Origin of the sequence: Desulforamulus aquiferis (genome assembly GCF_030577015.1) — a bacterium.
Lineage (GTDB): Bacteria > Bacillota > Desulfotomaculia > Desulfotomaculales > Desulfotomaculaceae > Desulfotomaculum > Desulfotomaculum aquiferis.
In genome coordinates, this window is the sequence record NZ_JARPTC010000004.1 from 49,997 (window position 1) to 73,240 (window position 23,244).

The window sequence follows — 23,244 nt, forward strand, 5'->3', positions numbered from 1 at the left end:
GGGATATCCCATGGTTATTCACTAGTCTTTATGCTGTTTCTTCCTTCTTTTTTTTACGATCAACAGTAATTAACAGGGGGTCGCCCTTCTTTAAAATAGCATCCTTTGTAATCACTACCTTAGAGATATCATCCCTGGAAGGTATGTCATACATAATATTTAGCATTGCCTCTTCCATGATTGACCGTAGGCCCCTGGCACCTGTATTACGCTTAAGGGCTTCCTTGGCAACCTCCCGAAGGGCATCCGGTTGGATTTCTAAGCCTACCCCATCTAGATCAAACAGCTTTTCATACTGTTTTGAAAGGGCATTCTTTGGCTCTGTAAGAATTCTCACCAGGGCCTCTTCATCCAGAGCGTCAAGGGTTACAATCACAGGTAGACGCCCAACAAATTCGGGAATTAACCCAAATTTCAAAAGATCCTCCGGTAAGATATTAGCCAAGATTTCACCAATCTTTAATTCCTTCTTGGTTTGAATCTCTGCGCCAAAGCCTAATTGCTTTTTGCCAACACGATTTTGAATTAATTTTTCAATGCCGTCAAAGGCACCACCGCAAATAAACAATATATTAGTGGTGTCAAGTTGAATGAATTCCTGGTGGGGGTGCTTACGACCACCCTGGGGAGGAACGCTGGCAACAGTTCCCTCGAGAATTTTTAATAATGCCTGCTGAACACCCTCGCCCGAGACATCCCTTGTGATCGAGGGATTTTCGGACTTTCGGGCAATCTTATCAATTTCGTCAATATATACAATGCCCTTTTCAGCTTTTTCAACATCATAGTCCGCAGCCTGAATAAGTTTGAGCAAGATATTCTCCACATCTTCCCCCACATATCCGGCTTCGGTTAAAGAGGTGGCATCTGCAATGGCAAAGGGCACGTTTAACAACCTGGCCAGCGTTTGGGCCAACAGAGTTTTACCAGAACCGGTGGGACCCAGCATAACAATATTACTCTTGGATAGCTCCACTTCCTCAACCTTGCCCCCAAGATTAATTCTCTTGTAGTGGTTATAAACAGCCACAGCCAGTTGTTTTTTAGCACTTTCTTGCCCAATAACATATTGGTCAAGAATAGACTTAATTTCTTTAGGCTTAGGCAGGTCACCCATATCTAGACTGAGGTCATCGCTTAATTCTTCCTCAATGATTTCATTACATAATTCAATGCACTCATCACAGATATATACTCCGGGTCCGGCTACAAGCTTTTTGACCTGGTCCTGCATTTTACCGCAGAAAGAGCATTTGAGCTGGCCTTTCTCGTTAAACATGTTTTCACCTCTCTTATCTTTACTTCCTATACGGCATCACCTCGTCGATAATACCATATTCCTTTGCATCATCTGCTGACATAAAGAAATCTCTTTCAGTGTCCCTGGCAATTCTATCTAGGGACTGCCCAGTATGATGGGCCAGTCTTTCATTTAGGATATCCTTCATCCTTAGAATTTCCTTAGCATGGATATCAATATCCGTTGCCTGACCTTGAACCCCACCCAAAGGCTGGTGAATCATTATTCTAGCATAGGGAAGTGAGTAACGCTTACCCTTAGCTCCTGCCGCCAGCAGGAAAGAGCCCATGCTGGCTGCCTGACCCAGGCAAATTGTTGATACAGGGCATTTGATATACTGCATGGTATCGTAAATGGCCATCCCAGCAGTGACAACACCACCGGGGGAATTGATGTAAAGATGGATATCCTTTTCAGGATCCTCTGCCTCCAGGAACAGAAACTGAGCAATTACCAGGTTTGCAATATAGTCGTCAATTGGGCCACCAATAAAGATAATACGGTCCTTTAACAACCTAGAATAAATGTCATAAGCTCGCTCGCCCCGGTTTGTTTGTTCTACAACGATCGGTACTAAACCAGACAAGAACCATCGCCTCCTTAGATTCTTAGAACATGTAGAAAATTATATGGGCTTACAAAACAGCATATTCTGTTTACTCAGCAGTTGTGCCTTCTACTACCTGAGCATTTTCAGATAAGAAGGAAACGATTTTCCGCCTTACTATGTCTTGCATAATATTTCCCATTTCACCCTGCATCTCAAGGGTTTTACGTACAATCTTAGCATCTTGCTTAACATAAGATGCAATTTTTTCAATCTCTTCACTAACTTCTTCTTCTGATGCTTCGATCTTCTCAGCTTTGGCAATGGCATCAAGAACCAATTCATTCTTGACTGTTTTCTCAGCATCAGGACGCATACGCTCCCGCATGTCATCTATGCTGCTGTTAGTGTATTGGAAATACTGATCCATATTAATACCCTGCTGCATTAATCGTTGGCCTACACTATTCAGCATCTCTTCAACCTTCTGGTCGATCATTACTTCAGGCACTTCAACGGACGCATTATTTACGGCTGCATCCACAGCACCGTTGTCCACTGCAGACTTTGCTTTTGTTTCGGCAGCTTCCTTTAATTTATTCCGAATGTCAGACTTTAATTCCTCAAGGGTATCAAATTCACTTACGTCTTTCGCAAACTCATCATCAAGGGGTGCCAGTTCTTTGCGTTTTAACTCTTTAATGGAAACTTTGAAAAGGGCAGGTTTCCCGGCCAGATTTTCGGCATGATATTCTTCAGGGAAGGTAACATTAACTTCTTTTTCTTCACCAAGCTTTGCACCTACAAGCTGCTCCTCAAAACCTGGTATAAAGGTGCTGGAGCCAATGTTCAGGGAGTAATTTTCGGCACTGCCGCCCTCAAAGGCTTCGCCCTCGGAATAACCGGCAAAGTCTATGATGGCTGTGTCGCCGTTTTGCACTTCGCCTTCTTCCACTGTTACCAGCTTAGCATGACGATTTTGCAGACGCTCCAACTCTTTGTTTACATCTTCATCACTAACTTCTACTGAAGGGCGTTTAACCTCAAGACCTTTATATTCACCAAGGGTGACTTCCGGTTTAACTTCTACAGTGGCCTTAAAAATAAGGTCTTTGCCCGGCTCCCCTTGAACAACATCAATTTTAGGCTGATCTATTGGCTCAGTCCCAGTCTCCTTTAATGCTTCCATATAAGCTTCGGGAAGTAAAGTCTCAGCAGCCTCGCCAAACAGTGTCTCTGCCCCAACAAATCTCTCCACCATTGCTCTGGGGGCTTTACCTTTACGAAATCCAGGTATGTTTACCTGCTTCACAACTTTGCGGTAGGCCTGATCCATAGCCTTGTCAACCTTAGCAGCTTCCACTTCAACTTGTAATAGGACGGTGTTTTTTTCTATTCTTTCTGCGGTGGCCTTCATTATCCAGTGTTTCCTCCTTAAATACTCGTTTTGATATTTTCTGTGCTATTTTATGAGATACACCCTCCCTTTTGGCCGTTAGAAATTCCTGGTCTTACTATCTTGCCCTGAACTTAGTCATTACATTTTATCTAGTTCTACGAAGGATGACTAACTCCTGCTAAAGCTAAATTAATTCCAGCCAAAAAGGGTAAATTTTTCCATTTGGTTCAGTAATTAAAATACCAGGGCATAACCCTGGTAATCCAGATTTGCCCCAATTATACCATAATGTTAATTGTTTGCAAAACATTTACTAAGTAAAGCTGGCAAAACCAATATACACTCCAGCATAAGTTATTTAATGAAAAATTTACATTGTTAAATATGCAATATACTTTAATTAGATAATTGAAAAAACACAGAAGATTGTGGTAACATTACTTAAATGGAGGTTGCAAATTATGTCACATACTTGCTCGATTTGTAAAAAAGAAACTGATAAACTTCTAGAGTGTTCTATTTGTGGCGACGAGGTATGCCCTTCCTGCCAGGAACAGTGCAGTGAGTGTGGCCGATGGGCCTGTCATAAACATGTTATCTGCATTTATAGGCAAGTGCAGGTATGTACTGAATGTTATGCTGAAAAATTGAATAATGAATAAGTCGGATTAATATCCGGCTTATTTTTTTGTAATTCTTTCTAAACATGTGTCATAAGTTGATGATTGCCAATAGAATATACCAAATAATGCCATGATTTTATAAGGAGGTTAAACCTATGTCTGATGATTTAAAAGACAATAACGTTATTAATGATACTGATAATCCGACAGAAACCCCTGAGCTACAGCGTTCATGTTCTAGAGACCAGGGCTTGCTCACAGAATTTCAGGTATTTGTTTTAGATCCAAACACAAGTGGGTCTGTAGCCATCCCCATCGCCCTATCACCCTTATTCACAGAAGTCGCTGAGCTAAGTGCCCTAACCACCCCCCCTAGCTTCCTAGTAATTGACGAATACACAGACCGGGTTTGGCTAAATGCCACTATAGGCTGGCAGGCCATAACTAACGGCACAGGTGTTGACAGGGTTGAAGTTTTATTTAGCATATATCGGGACTCACTGCCCCCCACAGGCACACTAATTTTTTCTACCCTTGATAGCGGTCAGGCAGATCCTGAGGATAATTTCGTAACTACCCATCTCAGTCATGTGGATTTAAATCCCTTTGATGTATCACCCACCTGCCCCATCCCGCCGACAGGCCCCTGTATAAGATTAGTAAATTATTTTCTCACAGCCGAATTGCCCTTGGCAGGCAGCGCAGCAAATATAATCGGACCTATCACATTTACCGGAGCAGAGATAGAACGCAATCGCAACTGCTGTTTTACACTCCCTCCTACTGTCGCTCCCTAACATTAAACAATTAAAAGGCGATATAAGATTCGTGTGTATCACGAACTTATATCGCCTTTAAGTTGGTGCGGATGAAGGGACTTGAACCCCCACACCTCGCGGTACCAGATCCTAAGTCTGGCGCGTCTGCCAATTCCGCCACATCCGCATGTTTTAGTTGAAAATGGTGATCCATCCGCGACTCGAACGCGGGACACCCTGATTAAAAGTCAGGTGCTCTACCAACTGAGCTAATGGATCATGTAATATCTGGCTGGGGCGGCTGGATTTGAACCAACGAATGCCGGAGTCAAAGTCCGGTGCCTTACCGCTTGGCGACGCCCCAGCAATGCTATGTCATAAATTGGGGTGGATAATGGGACTCGAACCCACGGCCTCCAGAGCCACAATCTGGCGCTCTAACCGGCTGAGCTATACCCACCATAATACTTTGACAACCCGCGAAAACTATAATACCAAATGGCTAAACCAATGTCAAGACTCATTATGCCATGTAAAACCAAAATTTATTAATTTCTTATTATCGGTTATCGGCAGATTTTTATTATACTTAGTATAACAGCAGATGTCAATTATTATTAAGTTTTTTTATATCTTATTGGGGTGAATCTTCTAGGGTTAAATTTTCCTTAAATAAAATATCCTTTAAAGTGGTAGCTCCCAGCTTCAGCTAATAATTGGATTGGTTAATTTATGGTGATTGGATATTCACCTGTCACCATTTATTCTGCTATTATTAAGTGAAACATTTATTCTAAGTCTTTAGGAGGTTGTGTTTTTTGCATAAATCGGAATTAAAGCAGGGGATAAAGGCTGCTCTGCCTGTGATCTTTGGCTATTTCCCCGTCGGCCTGGCCTTTGGCGTCCTGGCTGTTCAAGCAGGAATGAGTGTAGCCGAAGTTTTTATGATGTCCCTACTGGTCTATGCCGGTTCCTCTCAATTTATTGCCGCCGGAATGCTGGCAACCCAAGCTTCCATCGGGGCAATAATTTTAACTACCTTTTTAGTTAACTCCCGACACCTGCTAATGACTGCCTCCCTGGCACCCTTCGTAAAAAACATAAAGGCCAAGCTATTATCAATTCTGGGCTTTTGGGTAACAGATGAGACCTACGCCATTTCCATCGCTGCTGTGGCCAAGGAAGAAAAAAGTCAGTGGTATTTCTGGGGATTGTTCCTAACTGCTCATCTGGCTTGGATTTCCAGTACAGTATTGGGGGCTATGGCAGGTAATTTCATACCTGACCCACAAAGATTCGGCCTCGATTTCGCCCTGCCGGCCATGTTTGTGGCATTATTAATCCTTCAGGTAAAGCATAAAAAGGTAATTGCCATAGGGCTTGTGGCAGCATTTCTATCCATTGCCATTAAGCTAAATATACCTGGTAGCTGGAATATTATTTTAGCAACATTGATTTCTGCAACGTTAGGAGTGATGATAGATAAATGGATGCAAAAGTCCTTCTCCTCATCATCGGCATGATGCTGGTTACTTATATACCAAGGATGATGCCCTTAGCAATATTATCCCGTATTAATATATCAAAGGGGGTTCTTAACTGGCTAAGCTATGTTCCGGTGGCAGTCCTTTCTGCACTATTGGCACCGGAAATACTACTTAAAGACGGTCAACTGGCTATAAACCTAGCAAATACTTATCTTATCGCCGCCATTCCCTGCTTTATGGCAGGAATATATACTAAAAATATTTTCTTAACAGTGGTAACCGGCATGGTCTCTGTGGTCTTGCTAAATCAGTTCTAGTATTTTATATGATTCAGGAGATGCTAGCCAATGGCCAATAGTATTGTAACGGACTTGCAACTTATCGATCCCTTCCATACCCTTGATAGAGTTACACTATCTGAAATTGCACCTTACATACAACAGTTCCATTTCCGGGCAGGGGATAGGGTTTTTCGCCAGGGAGACCCCAGCCTGGGCTTTTTGTTTGTAATAATACAAGGCAAGGCAGAGGTAACTGTAACCAATGATCGGGGGTTAGAAACAATAGTGGGCTATAGAAACCCAAAGGACTTTTTTGGTGAAACCGCCTTCTTCAAAGATAGCAACTACTCTGCCTCAGTACGTGCCAGGGAACCTTTGGATTGTCTGGCCTTCCCCAGGGATACCTTTGAACAGCTAATGAAAACTCACCACAGCATAGCAAGATTTTTTGACCACATGCTCCTTAAAAGAATGCGCTCCTTATATGAAGAGATTGTAAATGAACAATCTTATGAAGCCTATGGAACATCCGAATCAGGTTTGTTCCGTCGTCGGGTCAGCGAAGTGATGTCCAGTCCGGTAATAACCTGTCGGACAGGGCAACCGGCATCTGAATTGGCGAGGCAAATGAACGACCATAACATTAGTGCCATAATTGTTATCAATGAGCAAAATGAACCTGTTGGTATTATCACAGAGAAAAATCTTGTTTTAAAGCTAATTGTCAATCCGCGCAATCCAAAGGAATGTACTGCCGGGGATTTAATGGAAACCAACCTGGTAACCCTGCCCCCTCAAGCTTACCTGCACGAAGGGTTACTTGCAGTAATCAAGGGTGGGGTTAAACATTTAATTGTGGTGGAGAATAATCGCCTAATTGGCATCGTGACCCTAATGGATTTAGTTAAGGCTAGAAGTACTGGAACCCTGTGGGTAGTGCGTAACATTGAAGCCCAGCAAACATTACCCGGCCTGGAGGAAGCAGGTAGAGAAGTAGATTTACTGCTCAGCGCCCTGGTGGCAGAAAAGGCTCCCGTTCCCATTATATTTGAAATAATGTCTGAAATGCACGAACGCCTAACTAGACAAATAATTATACTCTGTGAAGACGAAATGGAGCAGGAAGGGTTTGGCTCACCCCCCTTGCCCTATTGCTGGCTAAACCTGGGCAGTGCCGGCAGGCATGAGCAAACCCTGCGTACAGATCAGGATAATGCTATAGTTTATGCTAATCCTCCCCTTGAGCAGGCCCAGGCAATACAGGATTACTTCTTGCGTTTAGGCCATAAGGTGGTTGAAGGATTAGCCAGATGCGGCTTTCTCAAATGCAAAGGCGGAGTTATGGCTTCCACACCGGATTGGTGCCGCCCCCTAAGTGGCTGGAAAAATACATTGGAGCAGTGGATTCGCCGACTTGACCCAGCCGAAGTGCGTTCCCTTACTATATTTCTCGATTTTAGACCAGTTTATGGTGAAAGGGCTTTGGCTAAAACCCTTTGGGAATATTTTGTCCAATATTTCAACATTTCCAGCCCGGCATCACATTTGTTAGCCACTGATGAGCTAAAATTCCGACCTCCCTTGGGGTTTCGAAATAATATTGTTACGGAAAAATCAGGTCCCCATAAAAATGAAATAAATCTAAAGTCCTCAGCCGCTATTCACATTGTCAATTGCATAAGAATATTTGCCCTAAACCACGGCATTACAGAAACATCAACTCTGGGACGTCTGAGGGAGTTGGTTGAACAAAGGATTATAGACAAGGATGATGCAGAGTATATTCAATCAGCCTATGAAACCATTATGATGTTTCGCATCAGAGAAAACCTGCGCAAATATCAGCTGGAACTGCCTCCGGATAATTTTATCAACCCCAACCGCCTCAGTAAAAGGGAACGTGCTATACTAAAGGACTCCCTTTCAATTATCCTGAGACTCCAGAAAACCACCGAAAAAAAATTTTCCTACCTTTGGAGACTTTAAGGGGTCTGCATATGTTGCAGACCCCTTAACTTTACCATCTTGGCCAGTAAACTGCCATGGCCGCACCGGCCAGTATTGCCAACCCAATACCAGTGGTTGAAGACAGTGTCCCACCATCCACCGCCAGCCAAATCATTCCTAGGGCAGCAAGATATACCGAGTATAGTGCAAACCCCCACCTGGTTTTTCTAAACATAAGTTATTCCTCCTACCATAGATTTAATGGGCACCAGGTGCAGCCCCTTGTTCCTTGATATACTCGCTCCTTAAGGCCAGTTCCTCCGGCGCGTGAAGTACCAGCATTTTTTGCCTTGCATCTGTCGGAATGCTATCCGGAGTAAATTTAGAAACAATAAAAATTAGGGACAGGGATAAGGGCACTGCCCAAATAGCCGGTTGCTCTGCCAGGGTCCTTATTATTGGATTTGCTGCAAAAAATACACTTAGGGAAGGGAGCCAGCCCTTATCAGCCAGCATTACCGCTACAATAGAAGCAAGTGCTAATAACCCGCCTCCAAGCATTCCGGTCCCGGCTCCCAGAGCACTGGTCCCTCGCCACCACACACTTACAATAAGCATCGGGAAATATGAGGCCGCAGCAATGGCAAAGGCCCAACCAACCATCATATTAATATCAAAGTTCTCCACCATGGTTCCCAGCAGCACCGCTGTTAAGCCACCACAGACCGCCGAAATACGAAATGCCTTTAAACGTTGACCCGGACCTGCCTTTGGATTAATCATGTTACCATATATATCATGGGCCAGTGCCCCTGTAATAGAAACCAGCAACCCTGAAAAGGTAGTCATAAACCCTGCAAAGGCACCGGCTGAAGTTATACCAGAGAGTATATCTCCTAAATAGGGCATGGTGCTATTTAATACCCTGGGCAGAGTTAAAACCACTGAATCAGTGCTAAAGGCTCCACCGGTGACAGCGTAAAGCTGAGGCACAAGATTCCTGCCTAGGGCACCCCAAATAGGTGGAAAGACATAAAAACAGCCCAGTAGAATTAAAACCCAAAATGCTGTTTTCTTAGCGGTTTTACCATCCGGGTTGGTATAGAACCTTACCAAAATATGAGGCAAACCTGCCGTGCCGCAGATTATGGCAATTATTAAAGAATAAGTGTATAGAAGGGGGTAGCCGTATTTATTGGTAAAGGGACCATAGGGTTCCATCCATTCCTTATCCATAGGAGCATTAGGAACAATCTCTCCCTTTGGATAAAGCATATGAACCGCTTCATTTCCCTCGGCGGGGAACACAGTAATTTTAACCGGAACTGATTTTAGCTCATCTCCACTACCTATAGAAATTGGATCCTTTATAGTGATGCTACTCCCAGCTTGAAATACATAGAAGTCAACCTCTTTGCCGGCAATGCTTCTTACTTTTGTTTGCTCAGGAAGGACGGACAAAATCAGATTCTCAGGCTTTGACAAAGCCTCAGCTATTGGCTTTACAGTCAAAAATGCTACCTCGGCACCGTTAGAAAATTCCGCTGTTGTTCCTGCCGGAAAAGTAATTTCATTTGCAGGCAACATAGGCTTATAGGTAATAGTAGTATCTTCTAAAAACCTTGGCAGGGATTTTCCTTCATCCCCTGTATTGCCAAAGGTTTTCATATGTCCCGAATAACCACCAACAACAGCAAAGAGGATAAACATGGGCACAGATATGGCAAACATCTTCACCCAGTATTGAAAGGCCTGAACAAAGGTAATTCCCTTCATTCCTCCCAGGGAAACATTAAAGGTAATAACAGCGCCTACCAGGACTACCCCCACCCAATATGGCGTATGGAGGATATTAACCAGCGCAACTCCCGCTCCCTTCATCTGGGGCATGGTATAAAAAAGACCAATGACAAGCACAAATATTACCGCAATCTTGCGAAACAGAGGACTTGAAAAGCGCCCCTCGGCAAAATCCGGAATAGTATAAGCTCCAAAACGCCGAAGGGGACTGGCAATAAACAACAATAGAAAAAGATATCCTGCCGCATACAAGGCCGGGTACCACAGTACATCATAGCCATATTTCATTACCATACCGGCAATACCCATGAAAGAAGCAGCAGAAAGGTATTCCCCTGATATTGCCGCCGAATTCATAGGTACACTGACAGAGCGGGAAGCAACGTACAAGTCGTCAGCATTGCGAACCGACCTTTGCACATAAAAGCCCAGGCCAATGGTTCCTATAACAAGAAGGGTTACAAAAATTAAAGGTATCCACCCAACCCCCGTCATCATAATTTCCCTCCCTTGCCCTTAATGGTATTTTCAGTTATTACCTGCTCCAAATTTAAGGAGCATTTGACATATATATAGGCGACCAACCATGTCAAAGGATAAAACATAATTCCCAAGAACAGCCAACTGACTGTAAAACCCCACACCCGGAAGTTAGTTATATCAGGTAAGTAATAATTCATTAGCGGCAAACCAAAAAGAATAAGAAAAAAAACCGCAAAGAGCAGCAAACTTAAGCGAAGCTGCTGACCCATAATAATCTTTAAATATTCCTCACTCTGCACTTCCAATAGACTTTCTTTTTTCCCCACTACAACCTCCCCTTTCTTGATTTGTGATACCAATTATAACTAGCTGACTAAAAATAACCTATTAATCTCCGGTCAAATGCATAATTTTAAACCTGATTTTTTCGCTGAAAACTAGGAGACCTATTTTCAAGAAAATGTATTGGCAGATTTCGCCCAACTGCACATAATAGGCCGCCAGTTGACAGAACTGACAACCTATTTTAAAACCGTAAAAACCCCAGCAGTTTAACCTTAATTTTGTTTATTTAAGGAATGCTAATTACCACTGGGATAAATTAAAACTTATTATTTCAACAGATAATGTACCGTGAACATTTCCTCTTTTGGGGAATACTACCCCAAAAGGAGGTGGGAATACTTGAAAAAAGCCAGAAGTCTAGCTAACCTTAGGGAAATTGATAGAAATGTACTGCTCTTTGTTAAAGAACAAGCTTCTCCTGACGGTATGCTAATATACCCCGCTAGAGAAATTGGTAGGCTATTAGGCTATTCAGAGCTGGAAGTAACCGCGTCACTCAGAAATCTAGAGGATTTAAAGCTTATTGATTATCGTGAAGGGGAGTATTCCGATGATCCTAACATGATCTTATATAAAGATGAGTGGCTGGAAAGCTTTACCCAAAACCATGACCCATTCTAAGTGCCTAAATGAAAAAAGCCCATGTGGGCTTTTTTCATTTAGTACTACTTCTCTTCAACTTGTGCCTTATCGCGGAAAAAGCTCGGGATTAGAACAATACCGGCCAAACCAACTATACTGTAGATAATTCTACTAAGTATAGAGGATTCCCGTACTGCATTTCCTCCCAACAGAGCGGCAACCAAGTCCCAACTAAAGAGACCTACTAGCAGCCAGTTTAATGCACCAATAATCACCAATACCAAGGCTACTCTGGTAAGCATTTCCATTGCAGTTTCACTCCTTAAGAATAAAATATAATTACAAGACAATCATTGACAGTTTTCGATATTAATATACATATTTTGGTAAATTTGTATCTTTATTTATTTGTAAGTTATTATATATATTATGTATATTTTTATATTTTTTGGTTTGAAGTGAGTTATAATTGGGTTAATATATAATTATGAAAGGAGTGAATCCCATGAAAAAAAGTTTTGCCTTTATGGTACTGATAGCCATCGTCTTTGGCTTGCTAATGATACCAAAAGCCTTTGCCTCTGATGCTCCTATATCCCAGGCCAAGTCATGGTTTGAGCAGAGAATGGCTACTAAACAAGCTGCCGTAAACCAAGCATTAACAGAAGGCCTCATAACCAAGGAGCAGGCTAATCTCTGGAACACACATTTTGAGCAAATGAAACAATATCACGCAGAATACGGCTACACTTGCCCGGGAGGTGGCATGGGCCGCTGCAACGGTAAAGGCCCCGTTAAAGGTCTTATTAAGTAGCAAAATTTATATTTATAAAAACATCCCGCTCAGAATTCTTGAGCGGGATGTTTTTATAAATATTGTTCCTTAGCATAGTTTATAATTCCTTCTGCAATGGCTTTAGCAACTTGCTCCTGATACTCTGGATTCAGTAGTTTCTCCCTTTCATTTGGACTGCACATCCAACCGGTTTCTACTATTACCACCGGGATATCGAGACAATCAAATAAATAAAAGGTATCTGCTTTAGCCCTTCTAGGAGGCATTTGGGGTATTTTATTTAGTTCCTCCTGAATCAGTGCAGCTAACCGCTGGCAACCCAACTTCTTAGGATCATAGTACACTTCCGCTCCACTGTTCGTACCCACCCCTGAATTTACATGGATACTTACAAGTACTTTCCCCCCTGCACTCTTTGCCAGTTCTGCCCTTCTCCGAAGGTCCTGCCTCTCTGCCTTACGGCTAAACACCCCATTATCTGAGAAATCTTTATCAGTTTCTCTGGTAAGCTGTACAGGATATTTGTGGGAGGTAATATGCTTTGCTACACGTTGTGCAATGGCCAGGTTTATGTCCTTCTCCAAAATGCCAGCCTGGCAGGTACCTGGATCAGTGCCTCCGTGCCCTGGATCAATTACTATTAACGGCATCTTTGTATTTTTTACCAGCCTGGTCTCATGATTCCCTTCGGCTTCAGACAGCATGGATTGTTCCCTTAGAAAAAAAGCAGCGGCAAAAATAATAAGGGTAAGTAAGCCAACCAATGCCAGCTGGTGTTTTTTAGTATTTCTCATGGTTTGTAATATTTCCTTTTATGTTGTCCCTCAGGCTTACTTAGTTTTATCTTTGCAGAGGGGAGAAATACTGTAAACTTATTGTAATTTTGGAAGATAAAAAATAAGCACTTCCAGCATTACTGTCAGTGCTCATTTTTACTATTGTTAAAAATAAAGACAACAACAAACTATTAGAATTATAACTAAAATTACTAGTACACAGCAAAGGATTGGAAACCATGAGCCCCATCCCCAAGAACAGGATTGTAAGGTAGTAACCATTTTAATTTCCCCCTTTTGGTACTAATTTACGAATTAATAACTAATAGTGTGAAAATAATAACCTGGGAAATATAGCCAACCTATACAAACTTGCCTACCACTCTTTGCTACGATTCAATTGAACCGCTCTCTTTCATGGCGGGAAATTCCTTAATGCTTCGGCTGGCCCATTTTATATCATTTGCCACTACCGACACATACATAAATACGTGCAAGAAATTCGCTCCAGTTAATTTGGTGTGCCAATTATCTATAAAGTAGCTTAACTCCTCCCAAAAATGCTCATTCTTTGGTAATTGCTCCATACCTACTCCATTAATAATATAATCATAGAGTTTAGCGTTTAATAATACTACTGAATCCACCCCTCTGCCCAACATCTCCAGAACTTTATTAAATTCATTAGATATGGGTGGCTCTCCCCTCTCCAAACGCCAATCTAATCTCTGCTGTGTTGCGTTATATATTTCCTGGCTTTTGAAAAATAGTTTAGAATTAAAATCCAGGTATTTCTCCCAGGTCTCATTTACATCACAGGGTATTTGTTTTAAGTATTTGTTTTGTTCCTTTAGGAGCTCATATTGACTTCTAGTGGTCCTCAACTGACCTTTGATCAAACTCCTCCGTCTTTCGTACTCTTCGGCCCCCATTGGTTCAAGTTTAATAAACCTCTTTACCAACTCCTCAAAAAACTCTATACACATAACATTCAGTTTTGACAAGTTAGTTAAAACAATTTGACCATAGCGAGGTTGGGGCAAAAGGCTATTCACCAGGAGTGCTGCCCCCAAACCCACAAACACCACATAGGAACGGGTCAAAGCATGGGTTAGAAAATCATGCTGGGGTGCATCCAGGACAAAGATACCCGCAACCACCCCCATGGCAACTCCCTGAAAAAGTTTTAACTTAACATTGGTAAGTATAATTAATACCGTTGTAATCCCCATAATCACAGGATTTGAGCCAAGGGCATAGCCGCAGGCAACAGCAATTAATACAGATATAATATGGGTCAGAATCTGTTCCACGGCATTCCTGAAAGAACGAAAAATAGAAGGCTGAACATTGATAACGGCACTTACTGCGGAAAAAACCTTAGGTTCCAGGTTTAATATGGTACAAATATACACGGCAAGGGTAACAGCTAATCCGGTTTTTAGTATCCTTGCACCAATAGCATTAACAATTGCAGCAAACATACCATTTACTCATGATATCTCAATTTTGACATCTGGGAAATGGATTTTGCTAGATTAGTAAAACCGGAAAAACCTAAGTAGGATGTTTCTGGATCAGGCATGGTCATATAGGGCAAACCTTTAACAAAAACATCATAGAAAGGACCAATAATCAGCTGAGCCTTTTGCTCCATGGCAAGCTGTTTAACATTCTCCTGCCTCATATTTTGATATTTAAATCTTTTATCTCTGATTGATTTCACCCCTAAATCTGTTAACACTGACTCAATTAAATCTCCCTGGTAACCATCATGTAATAATAAAATTCTCTTTCCGTACACCTCAGAACCATAGGAATTAATATCATTAGTTACTCCCAACAGTCCCTTCCGTACGTTTTTTTCCACAGCATTAGTATCTAAGCCCAAGGCCAAACCTATATCCCTTAAGGCACCGGCTGTCTCTGAAGGACCAAAGAAGGAAACAGTTAAATAGGGCCGCGAAAATCTTGTTTGAAATCTCTTTTGAGTTATCACTTCACTCATGGGCATATGAAAGATGTTTATGTTTGCCCTCTGATATACAGCCGACCTTGCCTGGTCTCCAGGAATATACTCGGCTATAATACCGAATTCCCGAAGCAACTCCTGCACAGAGCTAACTTCTGACATATTATTAAACTCACCTAACAAATTAGCAATATAGGCTGGTTGAACCTCATGATTTAAGTCCGATGCCTGTTGTAATTGCATGAATTCACCCCCAGTGGAAAACACTAGTAATTAAATAAAAAGGTGCTGAATTATCTTCAGCACCTTTGCCTCTCTCAAAAAGTTATTCCGTTGGTGCAATTATATCATTCCCCTTTTTATCAAGCAACCTGTCTTTGCGATGAATATTGTATTTTAGATTTTGATTAAAATAATGTCTTTGGCTTCTTCTACTATAACTGTTAAAATTAACAGAGAACTAGTACTATTTAAATAACCATATGGAATGGAGGTAAAATATGTCCCATCTAACCAAAGAAGGTCTTTATCAATTGATTTCTAAAGCTAGAGCTTCTTCTCCATTGACATCCGAGGAACAGGAACAACTTAAGCTGTATATCCCTATGCAACTGGGGGAGGAAAGTGCAAAACGTATGATGACAATGGTCAATGATATAAGGGAAGGAAAACGTTCTCCCCTTTCAGAACAGGAAAGAATTGAACTAAATTCTAGGAATATGGATGAAAGCCTGCAAAATTTCTTAAGTAAGCTTTCTTCCTCCTCAGATGAAGAAATGGAATCTATCCTTGAAATGTGCGAATGTATCAGAGCCAGTAGATCTAATTCTTGATTTATATTTTTATTTTAGATTCTTCCTTGACATAAAACATTACCAATGATATACTAAACAAGTTGTCGCGGGATAGAGCAGTTGGTAGCTCGTCGGGCTCATAACCCGAAGGTCGGAGGTTCAAGTCCTCCTCCCGCAACCATGTTTATAAACTCTGCTTAATGCAGAGTTTTTTTGTTTTACTAAAAGGAAAAACCTCCTTACAGAGGTTTAATTTCAGGTTAAGAATTAGAGTTTTTACAAACTACCCTAACTTGGATGTTTTCGGCTGAGCTGTCTTCAAAATATAAAAAACATGGGGCATTCGGATCTAGATTATAATTAACAATCTCTTTCCAGACCTCTTCAGTTAATTTACTGGCTTGTAGGGAAAATGACTTTGCTACCTTTCCTTCATTTACTCCCTCACATACCTCACCCACTAGATTTGTGACTAAGCTTATATGACTTACCTCACAAAATTCCAGCTCCATCCAACTCCTTTTATTAAGTTTTTCAGATGTTTCCTTAACATCCGTTAACTTGATTATCCCAAAACCAACCCACAAGTTCAAGGTTTATTAAGGTTTTCTGCTTGTCAATATTATGACAAAACATCAAGCATTTTCTGCAAGGGTATTTGCAAAATCATTTATAGCCACGGCATTTCTGCCCTGAAAACCTGTAGCCACAACCTCACCCGATTCCAACTTACCTACTATAGAGTAGTAGGCATTTTTCTGAAGTCCTCTATCCAATAAACACTTCAGGCTGCAGACTGAGAAAACATTACAATCATACTTTTTTATTATAATCCCGCTCTTTAATTCCTCTATAACCCAAAATAAGTCCTTCCCCCCGTGGCTGGTTTTACAGGTTTCACAGGCAGGAAATTGCGGTATCAACTCTTCCACTTTACACTCAGCCTTTTCCCTGCTCTTGTCCCAGTTACTACCGACAAACACTATATCCTTAACTAAAAGCTCCTTGTACACCCGAACACTCCTTCCGAGTTTCAACATTAATTAATTTTAGCATATCTCAAGGATTTAAGATTATTGACTTCTAATATGTTATGTTTTAAAATGATAAAGCTTAATAATTAATATCTCTTGTTGGCAATATTACCTTCTTGCCCTATGTTTTATATTGTGTTATAATAATTTGTGTTGGCTCTGAAGCCAAATACGTCCCAGTAGCTCAGCTGGATAGAGCAACGGACTTCTAATCCGTAGGTCAGGGGTTCGAATCCCTTCTGGGACGCCATTTAGGAATTATGCGGGGTGAGCGCGATTAGCGCACAGCCCGTTTTTCTATTTTTAAGTGCGTATCCGATGCTCTTTGTTTAGCACCAATGGACTCCTCTTCAACTGCTCGGTTAGTAAAAACTAATTCTAGCGAAGGGGAGTTTTTCATGGCGAAAAAGAAGTTGCAACAGCACCGTTGATACTACCTCAGCATTTTCTATGTTCATTAGGAGTATGTCCCATCTGCTCCTTAAAGTGTTTATAAAAATTAGATAAACTTTCGAACCCTACCTTGTAGGCGATCTCGATAATTTCTATATCCTCCTGTTCGAGTAATTCTCCCGCTTTTTTTATTCTTAAACAAGTAATGTACTGTCAAGGGGTAAAACCGTAATACTTTTTATAAAGTCTTACCATATGGTTTGGGCTAACGCCAACTTGTTTTGAAATGTTGTAGATACTAATTGATTTTGCATAATTTGTGTCTAATATCTCCTTGATTTTTTTCATCAACTCTAGTTCTGGCTGGAAAGTGTCTTTATCTGGACAACACTTTTTGCAGGGGCGAAAGCCTTTCTCCAATGCTTCTGCTGCATGATGAGAGAAGATCACATTGAATAGGCCGTCATAACTTTTGTCACAATCCACAACGGATTGCCACTTCTCATCCTCCGAAATTGATAAATGCTTTTTCAAGAGTTATCTCCTTATCAGTGGGAATCGATATAATTTTGTAATTCCTCGTGCCATACATCAGGCTCAAAGGTTCCAATGTTGGTTTCCTCCCCAAATAAAAGGTCTACAATATAGCGTGGCCTTTTACCCCCGACGTACATAGCTTTGATACAGGAAACACAGTAAACTACCACATCTTCGCAGGGCATTTCGTTGGCACGCCTTTTCATCCGTTTCTTTACCTGGTCCACAGGCAAAACGCCGTAAAAACTATCGCCACAACAAGCTGCTTTGGTACGGGTATTTTGTGGTTCAATGACTTTTATATTCATTTTTTCAAGCAATCGTCTAATGGCAGACTGTACCCTCTCTTCGGTTCGGGTAGGACAAGCATCATGGATGGACATTTCCACCCCTTTATAGTCAGGGAAAGGAAAGGTTTTGCTATTAGCTAATATCTCCCAGAGAGATATTGTGGATATTCCTTCATAAAGCTGTCTGTACCGCCGATCACAGCCAGCGCAGGTGTTGATTACCTGGGTTCCACTTTCGAGCTGAGGGTCATGTCTGCAGCAAATGAGGTGTTCACTTATATTCCCTAAATCCTTATCAAGAAAAGCTAATATTTTTTTAGAAAGTCCTGAATTATAGATCATCAGGGCACAGCCGGGTGCATAAACTTGTTTCATTTCTAGTTCCTCCTGATTTCAGGTAATTATTTTGTGAAAATATTCTATATAAAAAACAACTAGAAATCTTCCTATATTTCATTAAGCAATTGCTATTACCAAAAAAGAGTCCCCTGTGGTTTAATTTTTATGGTAGTAAGATAAGCTTTCACCTAAACCAATATTATGCTTTTATATCTACCACTAAAAAATAGCTTGACAGTTATAATTAGAAATTTCATAATAATACCATTAGTATCAGACTATATCTACTATAGGAGAATATCTTATGTTAGACTTTGATAAATGTCCATGTTCTGGAAATAACCTTGATAGATTAGTTCAGCCATTAATTTTGATAAATCTTGCAAAGGAAGCCCTTTACGGCTATAAACTTGTTCAAAGAATAGCAGAATCACCAATGTTTAAAGGACATAAACCAGATGGAACTGGCGTTTATCGTTCTCTTAAAGCTATGGAACAACGAGGTTTAGTTGTGTCCAATTGGTCATTAGATGATACAGGACCAGCAAAGCGAATTTACCATATTACAAATACAGGGGTAGACTGTCTTTCCCACTGGATTTCTACTTTGGAAGAATACCAACAATCTATAGAAATGTTGGTTGAAGAAGCACATAGGGTTTACTCTAAAGTAAAGAGTGGTGATGGAAATTTAAAGTACTAGAGAATAATCCTAAGGAGGAATACATATGTCAATTTCTGATTTGTTATCCTCAGTAAAACAAGGGAAATTATTAAACAAAGATGAAGCAATCGCATTACTAAACCTTGATTATAAAAGTCAGGATTTTTATAATCTATTATCTACTGCAAACTATATGTCCCGAACAGAATTTGATAATAAGGGGCTAGTTTTTGCTCAAATAGGCATAAATGCTGAGCCTTGTTCTATCAATTGTAAGTTTTGTTCTATGGGACAAGACCATTATTCCTTACCCGTTACATGGAGAAAAAATATTGATGAGCTATTATCTGAACTGGAATTATTGATTGCTGATGGTATTAATGATTTTTTCTTAATGACAACGGCAGATTATCCATTTAGCGATTTTTTTCAAATATCTAAAGTTATACGGAAACATTTGCCTGATAATATCAGATTTGTTGCTAATATAGGTGATTTTAATTTAGAAACAGCAAAGAAACTTAAAGATATTGGATTTACTGGGGCTTATCATATTAACCGTTTAAGAGAAGGTATTGATACTACCATTAAGTCTGAAACTAGAATAAATACCCTTAATGTAATTCGTGCTGTTGATTTGGACTTGTACTACTGTGTAGAACCAATAGGCCCAGAGCATTCTTATGATGAATTGGTAACAGAGATGTTAAGAGCACGGGATTATAATGTTAAAGTTATGGCAGTTATGAGACGTATCCCAGTTCCGTCTACACCCCTATATGAAAAAGGACAAATTCCTGCCATAGAGTTAACCAAAATAGCTGCAGTTACTAGACTTGTTACCCTTCCCAAAAGAGCTATGAATGCCCATGAAGTGACCCAAATGACACTACTAACTGGTGTTAATCAGCTTTACGCAGAATATGGAGCTAATCCTAGAGATACAGCATCTCAAACTGAAAAGAGTAGAGGCTTCTCAGTAAGACAAGCTTGGGATATGTTATGGGAAGCTGGCTACGGCGTTTCAAAATAATTTATAAACACTAAAACACAACGGATTTCCTCATTAACTATCTGTCAGTAAACTGCAGATAGTTAATGAGGATTTTTATTTCCTGAAGGCCTGACCGACCTGCTCCCTTTCTTTGAGGTTAATATCATCAGTAAGAGTTTTCTTTTATTTGTAGTATTGACCTGATGTAATTCCAAACTTTTTCTTTATTGGATTGATTGAGTGTTTTGGACTATTTATGCAACTTTCCATTTCTTTATCGTCCAGGTAATGAAGGGGTCTTGTACGATGCTTATTTTTGTGCGTATATCCCCGTTTGTGCCGCCAGTGCCCCCCGTATAATTGCCTGTTCCAGTACCACCGCGGCGGCTGTGCCCACGATTGTAACGACGGCATCTCTCGACATGTTGCTGGTGTGGGAGCCCAGTGCGAGGCAGAAGACCGTGTCACCGTCCCACTGAGTGTGATTGGGGGAGATGGCCCGGGCCATCCCATCGTCTGCGAGTCTCGCTACCCGGTTGGCCTCTGCCTTGGTCAGCCGCTCTGTGGTAACCACTACGGCGATTGTGGTACTCTGATAGTACAACGGTGACGGCACACCGTCCAGCATAGCCCGGGTCTGATTGACGAATGTTCCATCAGGCCATCTCGCCCCGACGACGATACGCCCTCGATCCCATATATCTCCTAGGGCATTGACCACCGCCAGTGCCGCCACCACAGGGCCGCCTGGGATGCCCAGGGAGGCAGTACCTAGTCCGCCTTTCATCGGTATCCCGTAGATTTTCCCCACCGTCGCTCCCGCCCCGGCACCCACATTTCCTTCTGCCACGGGACCCGCATTTGCAGACTGGCAGGCAGCGTAGGCCAGAGCTGCGTCAGGCGGGTTTGAACCCTTGGCAAAGGGTAGGTCGAAGATGACCGCTGCAGGTACGAGAGGTACTTCGTCGATCCCCTTCTCAACGAGCCAACGCATTACCCCACCCGATGCGGGTAACCCGAAGAAACTGCCGCCTGTTAGAAGAACACCATATACAGGATATTCCGAGGCGCCAGGGCGGATAATATCGGTATTCTGGGTACCCGGGCTACCTCCACTAACCTCTACGCCCGGGATCGCCCCACCAGGGCAAAGAATTACTGTGCATCCCGTACGTCCGCTTTTGTCTACAGCGTTTCCCACCAAGATGCCGGGGACATCAGTAAGTCCTCCCATATTGCAACCCTGTTTTTTATTACCCATTTATCTCACCCTTATTGTAAAAATAACTGCAATATTTTAAGAAACATATTTTTCCATATTATTCTTTTAGAAGATATAATGCTACTGTTATTAAGAAGGGAGCTCATGCTTATTAAGTCTTCTGTAGGATTTAACAGTAATTTGAGACATACTCAAAGGCGTTGGAAGTATAACTTGATGTTTTCTCAACGCCCAAATTAAATGCTCTTGCCAAAAAACCGCCGGGTTTCCCCGGCGGTTTTTTGCTTAGCAGACAGCTTGTATGTCTATAGCTTACATGCCAAATCGTTTAATTGCCCTGACAATAGAGCTAAGTTTTGGGCGGAGGATGAGATTTCCTCGGTATTGGCCGTTTGCTCTTCAGAGGCAGCGGCTACGTTCTGCATCGCAGATGAGACCTCTTCAACCGAGGAAATAACACTTTCTATGGCCGAAGACATCTTAATAGAAGCAGAAACCGCTTGCTCAATTTCAACGGTTAATTCATCAACCGCACCAATAATATTACCAAAGGTCTGGGTAGCCTCATCAAGGACATTGGCTCCCGATTGAACTTGCTTTAAGTTTTCTCCCATACTGCTAATAGCTTCATCGGTCTTGCTTTGAATTAATGAAACCAGTTCTTGTATTTCCTTTGTGGCATTAGAGGACTGCTCAGCTAATTTTCTTACCTCGTCTGCAACTACTGCAAAGCCACGTCCATGTTCACCCGCTCTGGCTGCTTCTATTGCAGCGTTTAAAGCTAATAAGTTGGTTTGATCGGCAATATGTGTAATTAGACTGATGATTTGACTAATCTTATTAGCATCATCACCCAAACCCTTAACAACCAACTCACTATTAGAAGATGCTTTTTGGATTTCATTCATTTGGGACACAATATTTCTAAGACTTTTTTCCCCTTCCTTGGCATAAGCTGATGCATTACCGGAATTTATTCCAATATTCTGAATATTATCCGCTACCTGTACTACCATGCCGGAAATTTCCTGTGAACTGAAGTTTACCTCTTCCATTGAAGACGCCACTTCATTAGTAGTTGAAGCTGTTTCCTCCGCGCCGGCAGCCATATTTTGGGAACCTGCTGATAACTGTGATGCGGATGCATCAACATCCTTAGACTTTTCTTGTAGTTGTGCCGAGATATTTTTTAAGCTCCTAAACACACCTACAATTATGACTACGCTCAATACAATAATAATTATCGCCAGGGATAAGCCTATAAATAAACTGCGATTTGCCTTAGCTGAATTTACCGTACTTTCCGAATTAAGTATTCCCTCCTGAAAATATGCAAATTCCTCCCCTGTTTCTGCCAATTTGCCAACAATGCCGCCGTTATTTTTAATAAATGCTGTTACATTATTCCCCTCAACTTGTCCCTCTCCTTCCGCAGGCAGTTGGGCAGCTTTTAACGTAATGATCTGATTTGCGTATTCCTTTAAATTATTGGAAGAACCTTGCACATTATTGTACAGTACTCTGCCTTCCTCAGTAGTAAGCATCGGGTAAATGTTCTTTAATATTTCATCTCCTTCACCAATAGCATTGTGATATCTTTCAAGGTCAATGGATTCGCCAGTTATCACATAAGATCTTAAACTGGCTGCCGCATGATTATACTTTGCCAGGGCTTTTTCAGCCAGAGCATATGATTTTGCCTTTTGCTCAATCAGTATTGTGTACTCATTATCAATATTCTTCATTACCCATACTAAATACAGAGAAAGTAGTGTCACAAGGGTTAAGACTGCTGCCATACCTAAAGTAAATTGTTGTTTTAGGGTTGTAGGTTTTTTAATTTTCATGTAAATTATCCTCCTATAGTTTAAAATCATTATT

At 41.4% G+C, this 23,244-nt stretch carries 26 protein-coding genes and 6 tRNA genes; 11 read left to right on the plus strand and 21 right to left on the minus strand.

The window, feature by feature from the left end; translation table 11 throughout:
• Positions 1-28: 28 nt before the first annotated feature.
• The 3 genes from clpX to tig all read right to left on the minus strand — a co-directional run bounded on the left by clpX (position 29) and on the right by tig (position 3,264).
• On the minus strand, positions 29-1,279 hold the full coding sequence (gene clpX, locus P6N53_RS03415) for an ATP-dependent Clp protease ATP-binding subunit ClpX (RefSeq protein ID WP_304541206.1): 1,251 nt from the start codon (positions 1,277-1,279) through the stop codon (positions 29-31).
• Between the two features lie 19 nt (positions 1,280-1,298).
• Positions 1,299-1,886 (minus strand): ATP-dependent Clp endopeptidase proteolytic subunit ClpP, encoded by a 588-nt coding sequence (gene clpP, locus P6N53_RS03420; protein ID WP_304541207.1) that lies wholly within the window; start codon positions 1,884-1,886, stop codon positions 1,299-1,301.
• Positions 1,887-1,956: 70 nt separating this feature from the next.
• Entirely contained in the window at positions 1,957-3,264 is a 1,308-nt protein-coding gene (gene tig, locus P6N53_RS03425; protein ID WP_304541208.1) for a trigger factor, read from the minus strand.
• 760 nt (positions 3,265-4,024) lie between these two features.
• Here tig and P6N53_RS03430 point away from each other — a divergent pair.
• Positions 4,025-4,666, plus strand: a complete 642-nt coding sequence (locus P6N53_RS03430) for a hypothetical protein (protein ID WP_304541209.1) — start codon at positions 4,025-4,027, stop codon at positions 4,664-4,666.
• Positions 4,667-4,729: 63 nt separating this feature from the next.
• Here the strand turns inward: P6N53_RS03430 and P6N53_RS03435 are convergent.
• The 4 genes from P6N53_RS03435 to P6N53_RS03450 all read right to left on the minus strand — a co-directional run bounded on the left by P6N53_RS03435 (position 4,730) and on the right by P6N53_RS03450 (position 5,087).
• Positions 4,730-4,814, minus strand: a tRNA-Leu gene (locus P6N53_RS03435).
• Positions 4,815-4,830: 16 nt separating this feature from the next.
• Positions 4,831-4,906 (minus strand) — tRNA-Lys (locus P6N53_RS03440).
• 10 nt (positions 4,907-4,916) lie between these two features.
• Positions 4,917-4,991 (minus strand) — tRNA-Gln (locus P6N53_RS03445).
• 19 nt (positions 4,992-5,010) lie between these two features.
• A tRNA-His gene (locus P6N53_RS03450) sits at positions 5,011-5,087 on the minus strand.
• A 358-nt stretch (positions 5,088-5,445) separates the two neighbouring features.
• On the opposite strand from P6N53_RS03450, the gene P6N53_RS03455 reads away from it, so the two are divergent.
• The 3 genes from P6N53_RS03455 to P6N53_RS03465 are packed head-to-tail and all read left to right on the plus strand — an operon-like array spanning position 5,446 to position 8,381.
• Positions 5,446-6,150, plus strand: a complete 705-nt coding sequence (locus P6N53_RS03455) for an AzlC family ABC transporter permease (protein WP_304541211.1) — start codon at positions 5,446-5,448, stop codon at positions 6,148-6,150.
• A complete protein-coding gene (locus P6N53_RS03460) occupies positions 6,114-6,431 on the plus strand; it encodes an AzlD domain-containing protein (RefSeq protein ID WP_304541213.1) in 318 nt (105 codons plus the stop codon). Before P6N53_RS03455 ends, P6N53_RS03460 begins: the two co-directional genes overlap by 37 nt.
• A 30-nt stretch (positions 6,432-6,461) precedes the next feature.
• The gene (locus P6N53_RS03465) at positions 6,462-8,381 is read left to right on the plus strand and encodes a DUF294 nucleotidyltransferase-like domain-containing protein (protein WP_304541215.1); all 1,920 of its coding nucleotides are present in this window, start codon (positions 6,462-6,464) and stop codon (positions 8,379-8,381) included.
• Positions 8,382-8,412: 31 nt separating this feature from the next.
• Here P6N53_RS03465 and P6N53_RS03470 read toward each other — a convergent pair whose 3' ends face one another.
• Genes P6N53_RS03470 through P6N53_RS03480 form a run of 3 tightly spaced genes read right to left on the minus strand, consistent with a single transcriptional unit; the run spans position 8,413 to position 10,951 of the window.
• Positions 8,413-8,577 (minus strand): hypothetical protein, encoded by a 165-nt coding sequence (locus P6N53_RS03470; protein WP_304541218.1) that lies wholly within the window; start codon positions 8,575-8,577, stop codon positions 8,413-8,415.
• A 23-nt stretch (positions 8,578-8,600) separates the two neighbouring features.
• Positions 8,601-10,640: a solute symporter family protein gene (locus P6N53_RS03475; RefSeq protein WP_304541220.1), complete on the minus strand. Its 2,040-nt coding sequence runs from the start codon at positions 10,638-10,640 to the stop codon at positions 8,601-8,603.
• Positions 10,637-10,951 carry a DUF485 domain-containing protein gene (locus P6N53_RS03480; RefSeq protein ID WP_304541223.1) on the minus strand — a complete coding sequence of 105 codons (315 nt, stop codon included), beginning with the start codon at positions 10,949-10,951 and terminating at the stop codon, positions 10,637-10,639. Before P6N53_RS03480 ends, P6N53_RS03475 begins: the two co-directional genes overlap by 4 nt.
• Positions 10,952-11,309: 358 nt before the next feature.
• Between P6N53_RS03480 and P6N53_RS03485 the strand changes: the two genes are divergently transcribed.
• Positions 11,310-11,591: a MarR family transcriptional regulator gene (locus tag P6N53_RS03485; RefSeq protein WP_304541224.1), complete on the plus strand. Its 282-nt coding sequence runs from the start codon at positions 11,310-11,312 to the stop codon at positions 11,589-11,591.
• Positions 11,592-11,635: 44 nt separating this feature from the next.
• Here the strand turns inward: P6N53_RS03485 and P6N53_RS03490 are convergent, their stop codons facing one another.
• Positions 11,636-11,860: a DUF378 domain-containing protein gene (locus P6N53_RS03490; protein WP_304541226.1), complete on the minus strand. Its 225-nt coding sequence runs from the start codon at positions 11,858-11,860 to the stop codon at positions 11,636-11,638.
• A 197-nt stretch (positions 11,861-12,057) separates the two neighbouring features.
• Here P6N53_RS03490 and P6N53_RS03495 point away from each other — a divergent pair, with 197 nt between their 5' ends.
• On the plus strand, positions 12,058-12,366 hold the full coding sequence (locus tag P6N53_RS03495) for a hypothetical protein (RefSeq protein WP_304541227.1): 309 nt from the start codon (positions 12,058-12,060) through the stop codon (positions 12,364-12,366).
• Between the two features lie 53 nt (positions 12,367-12,419).
• Here P6N53_RS03495 and P6N53_RS03500 read toward each other — a convergent pair whose 3' ends face one another.
• From P6N53_RS03500 to P6N53_RS03510, 3 genes are all read right to left on the minus strand, one after another.
• Positions 12,420-13,142 carry an N-acetylmuramoyl-L-alanine amidase family protein gene (locus tag P6N53_RS03500; RefSeq protein ID WP_304541228.1) on the minus strand — a complete coding sequence of 241 codons (723 nt, stop codon included), beginning with the start codon at positions 13,140-13,142 and terminating at the stop codon, positions 12,420-12,422.
• Positions 13,143-13,513: 371 nt separating this feature from the next.
• Complete coding sequence (locus P6N53_RS03505; RefSeq protein ID WP_304541229.1) at positions 13,514-14,608, minus strand: FUSC family protein; 1,095 nt, start codon at positions 14,606-14,608, stop codon at positions 13,514-13,516.
• Positions 14,609-14,613: 5 nt separating this feature from the next.
• Positions 14,614-15,339, minus strand: coding sequence for a nitrogenase component 1 (locus P6N53_RS03510; protein ID WP_304541231.1), 726 nt, complete (start codon positions 15,337-15,339; stop codon positions 14,614-14,616).
• A 257-nt stretch (positions 15,340-15,596) separates the two neighbouring features.
• On the opposite strand from P6N53_RS03510, the gene P6N53_RS03515 reads away from it, so the two are divergent.
• Together P6N53_RS03515 and P6N53_RS03520 are read left to right on the plus strand one after the other, a co-directional pair.
• Complete coding sequence (locus P6N53_RS03515) at positions 15,597-15,929, plus strand: hypothetical protein (RefSeq protein ID WP_304541232.1); 333 nt, start codon at positions 15,597-15,599, stop codon at positions 15,927-15,929.
• A gap of 66 nt (positions 15,930-15,995) precedes the next feature.
• Positions 15,996-16,071, plus strand: a tRNA-Met gene (locus tag P6N53_RS03520).
• Between the two features lie 79 nt (positions 16,072-16,150).
• Here the strand turns inward: P6N53_RS03520 and P6N53_RS03525 are convergent.
• Together P6N53_RS03525 and P6N53_RS03530 are read right to left on the minus strand one after the other, a co-directional pair.
• Positions 16,151-16,402: a hypothetical protein gene (locus tag P6N53_RS03525; RefSeq protein WP_304541234.1), complete on the minus strand. Its 252-nt coding sequence runs from the start codon at positions 16,400-16,402 to the stop codon at positions 16,151-16,153.
• 123 nt (positions 16,403-16,525) lie between these two features.
• Positions 16,526-16,903, minus strand: coding sequence for a hypothetical protein (locus P6N53_RS03530; protein WP_304541236.1), 378 nt, complete (start codon positions 16,901-16,903; stop codon positions 16,526-16,528).
• Between the two features lie 194 nt (positions 16,904-17,097).
• On the opposite strand from P6N53_RS03530, the gene P6N53_RS03535 reads away from it, so the two are divergent.
• Positions 17,098-17,174: transfer RNA gene (locus P6N53_RS03535), tRNA-Arg, on the plus strand.
• A 188-nt stretch (positions 17,175-17,362) separates the two neighbouring features.
• On the opposite strand, the gene P6N53_RS03540 is transcribed toward P6N53_RS03535, so the two are convergent.
• The 3 genes from P6N53_RS03540 to P6N53_RS03550 are packed head-to-tail and all read right to left on the minus strand — an operon-like array spanning position 17,363 to position 18,519.
• Positions 17,363-17,524: a helix-turn-helix domain-containing protein gene (locus tag P6N53_RS03540; RefSeq protein ID WP_304541380.1), complete on the minus strand. Its 162-nt coding sequence runs from the start codon at positions 17,522-17,524 to the stop codon at positions 17,363-17,365.
• A 6-nt stretch (positions 17,525-17,530) separates the two neighbouring features.
• Positions 17,531-17,851: an Ada metal-binding domain-containing protein gene (locus tag P6N53_RS03545; protein ID WP_304541238.1), complete on the minus strand. Its 321-nt coding sequence runs from the start codon at positions 17,849-17,851 to the stop codon at positions 17,531-17,533.
• 14 nt (positions 17,852-17,865) lie between these two features.
• Positions 17,866-18,519: a (Fe-S)-binding protein gene (locus tag P6N53_RS03550; protein ID WP_304541239.1), complete on the minus strand. Its 654-nt coding sequence runs from the start codon at positions 18,517-18,519 to the stop codon at positions 17,866-17,868.
• Positions 18,520-18,787: 268 nt separating this feature from the next.
• On the opposite strand from P6N53_RS03550, the gene P6N53_RS03555 reads away from it, so the two are divergent.
• Together P6N53_RS03555 and P6N53_RS03560 are read left to right on the plus strand one after the other, a co-directional pair.
• Positions 18,788-19,186, plus strand: a complete 399-nt coding sequence (locus P6N53_RS03555) for a helix-turn-helix transcriptional regulator (protein WP_304541241.1) — start codon at positions 18,788-18,790, stop codon at positions 19,184-19,186.
• 25 nt (positions 19,187-19,211) lie between these two features.
• Positions 19,212-20,180 (plus strand): biotin synthase BioB, encoded by a 969-nt coding sequence (locus tag P6N53_RS03560; RefSeq protein WP_304541242.1) that lies wholly within the window; start codon positions 19,212-19,214, stop codon positions 20,178-20,180.
• 271 nt (positions 20,181-20,451) lie between these two features.
• On the opposite strand, the gene P6N53_RS03565 is transcribed toward P6N53_RS03560, so the two are convergent.
• Positions 20,452-21,402, minus strand: coding sequence for a P1 family peptidase (locus tag P6N53_RS03565; protein ID WP_308447257.1), 951 nt, complete (start codon positions 21,400-21,402; stop codon positions 20,452-20,454).
• A 266-nt stretch (positions 21,403-21,668) separates the two neighbouring features.
• Positions 21,669-23,210: a methyl-accepting chemotaxis protein gene (locus P6N53_RS03570; protein ID WP_304541244.1), complete on the minus strand. Its 1,542-nt coding sequence runs from the start codon at positions 23,208-23,210 to the stop codon at positions 21,669-21,671.
• Positions 23,211-23,244 lie beyond the last annotated feature (34 nt).

Coding starts and splice junctions, on each gene's coding strand:
- clpX (WP_304541206.1), bottom strand. CDS start 1,279: ATGTTTAACGAGAAAGGCCAGCTCAAATGCTCTTTCTGCGGTAAAATG.
- tig (WP_304541208.1), bottom strand. CDS start 3,264: ATGAAGGCCACCGCAGAAAGAATAGAAAAAAACACCGTCCTATTACAA.
- P6N53_RS03430 (WP_304541209.1), top strand. CDS start 4,025: ATGTCTGATGATTTAAAAGACAATAACGTTATTAATGATACTGATAAT.
- P6N53_RS03460 (WP_304541213.1), top strand. CDS start 6,114: ATGGATGCAAAAGTCCTTCTCCTCATCATCGGCATGATGCTGGTTACT.
- P6N53_RS03465 (WP_304541215.1), top strand. CDS start 6,462: ATGGCCAATAGTATTGTAACGGACTTGCAACTTATCGATCCCTTCCAT.
- P6N53_RS03470 (WP_304541218.1), bottom strand. CDS start 8,577: ATGTTTAGAAAAACCAGGTGGGGGTTTGCACTATACTCGGTATATCTT.
- P6N53_RS03475 (WP_304541220.1), bottom strand. CDS start 10,640: ATGATGACGGGGGTTGGGTGGATACCTTTAATTTTTGTAACCCTTCTT.
- P6N53_RS03490 (WP_304541226.1), bottom strand. CDS start 11,860: ATGGAAATGCTTACCAGAGTAGCCTTGGTATTGGTGATTATTGGTGCA.
- P6N53_RS03495 (WP_304541227.1), top strand. CDS start 12,058: ATGAAAAAAAGTTTTGCCTTTATGGTACTGATAGCCATCGTCTTTGGC.
- P6N53_RS03500 (WP_304541228.1), bottom strand. CDS start 13,142: ATGAGAAATACTAAAAAACACCAGCTGGCATTGGTTGGCTTACTTACC.
- P6N53_RS03505 (WP_304541229.1), bottom strand. CDS start 14,608: ATGTTTGCTGCAATTGTTAATGCTATTGGTGCAAGGATACTAAAAACC.
- P6N53_RS03510 (WP_304541231.1), bottom strand. CDS start 15,339: ATGCAATTACAACAGGCATCGGACTTAAATCATGAGGTTCAACCAGCC.
- P6N53_RS03515 (WP_304541232.1), top strand. CDS start 15,597: ATGTCCCATCTAACCAAAGAAGGTCTTTATCAATTGATTTCTAAAGCT.
- P6N53_RS03525 (WP_304541234.1), bottom strand. CDS start 16,402: ATGGAGCTGGAATTTTGTGAGGTAAGTCATATAAGCTTAGTCACAAAT.
- P6N53_RS03550 (WP_304541239.1), bottom strand. CDS start 18,519: ATGAAACAAGTTTATGCACCCGGCTGTGCCCTGATGATCTATAATTCA.
- P6N53_RS03555 (WP_304541241.1), top strand. CDS start 18,788: ATGTTAGACTTTGATAAATGTCCATGTTCTGGAAATAACCTTGATAGA.
- P6N53_RS03560 (WP_304541242.1), top strand. CDS start 19,212: ATGTCAATTTCTGATTTGTTATCCTCAGTAAAACAAGGGAAATTATTA.
- P6N53_RS03565 (WP_308447257.1), bottom strand. CDS start 21,402: ATGGGTAATAAAAAACAGGGTTGCAATATGGGAGGACTTACTGATGTC.
- P6N53_RS03570 (WP_304541244.1), bottom strand. CDS start 23,210: ATGAAAATTAAAAAACCTACAACCCTAAAACAACAATTTACTTTAGGT.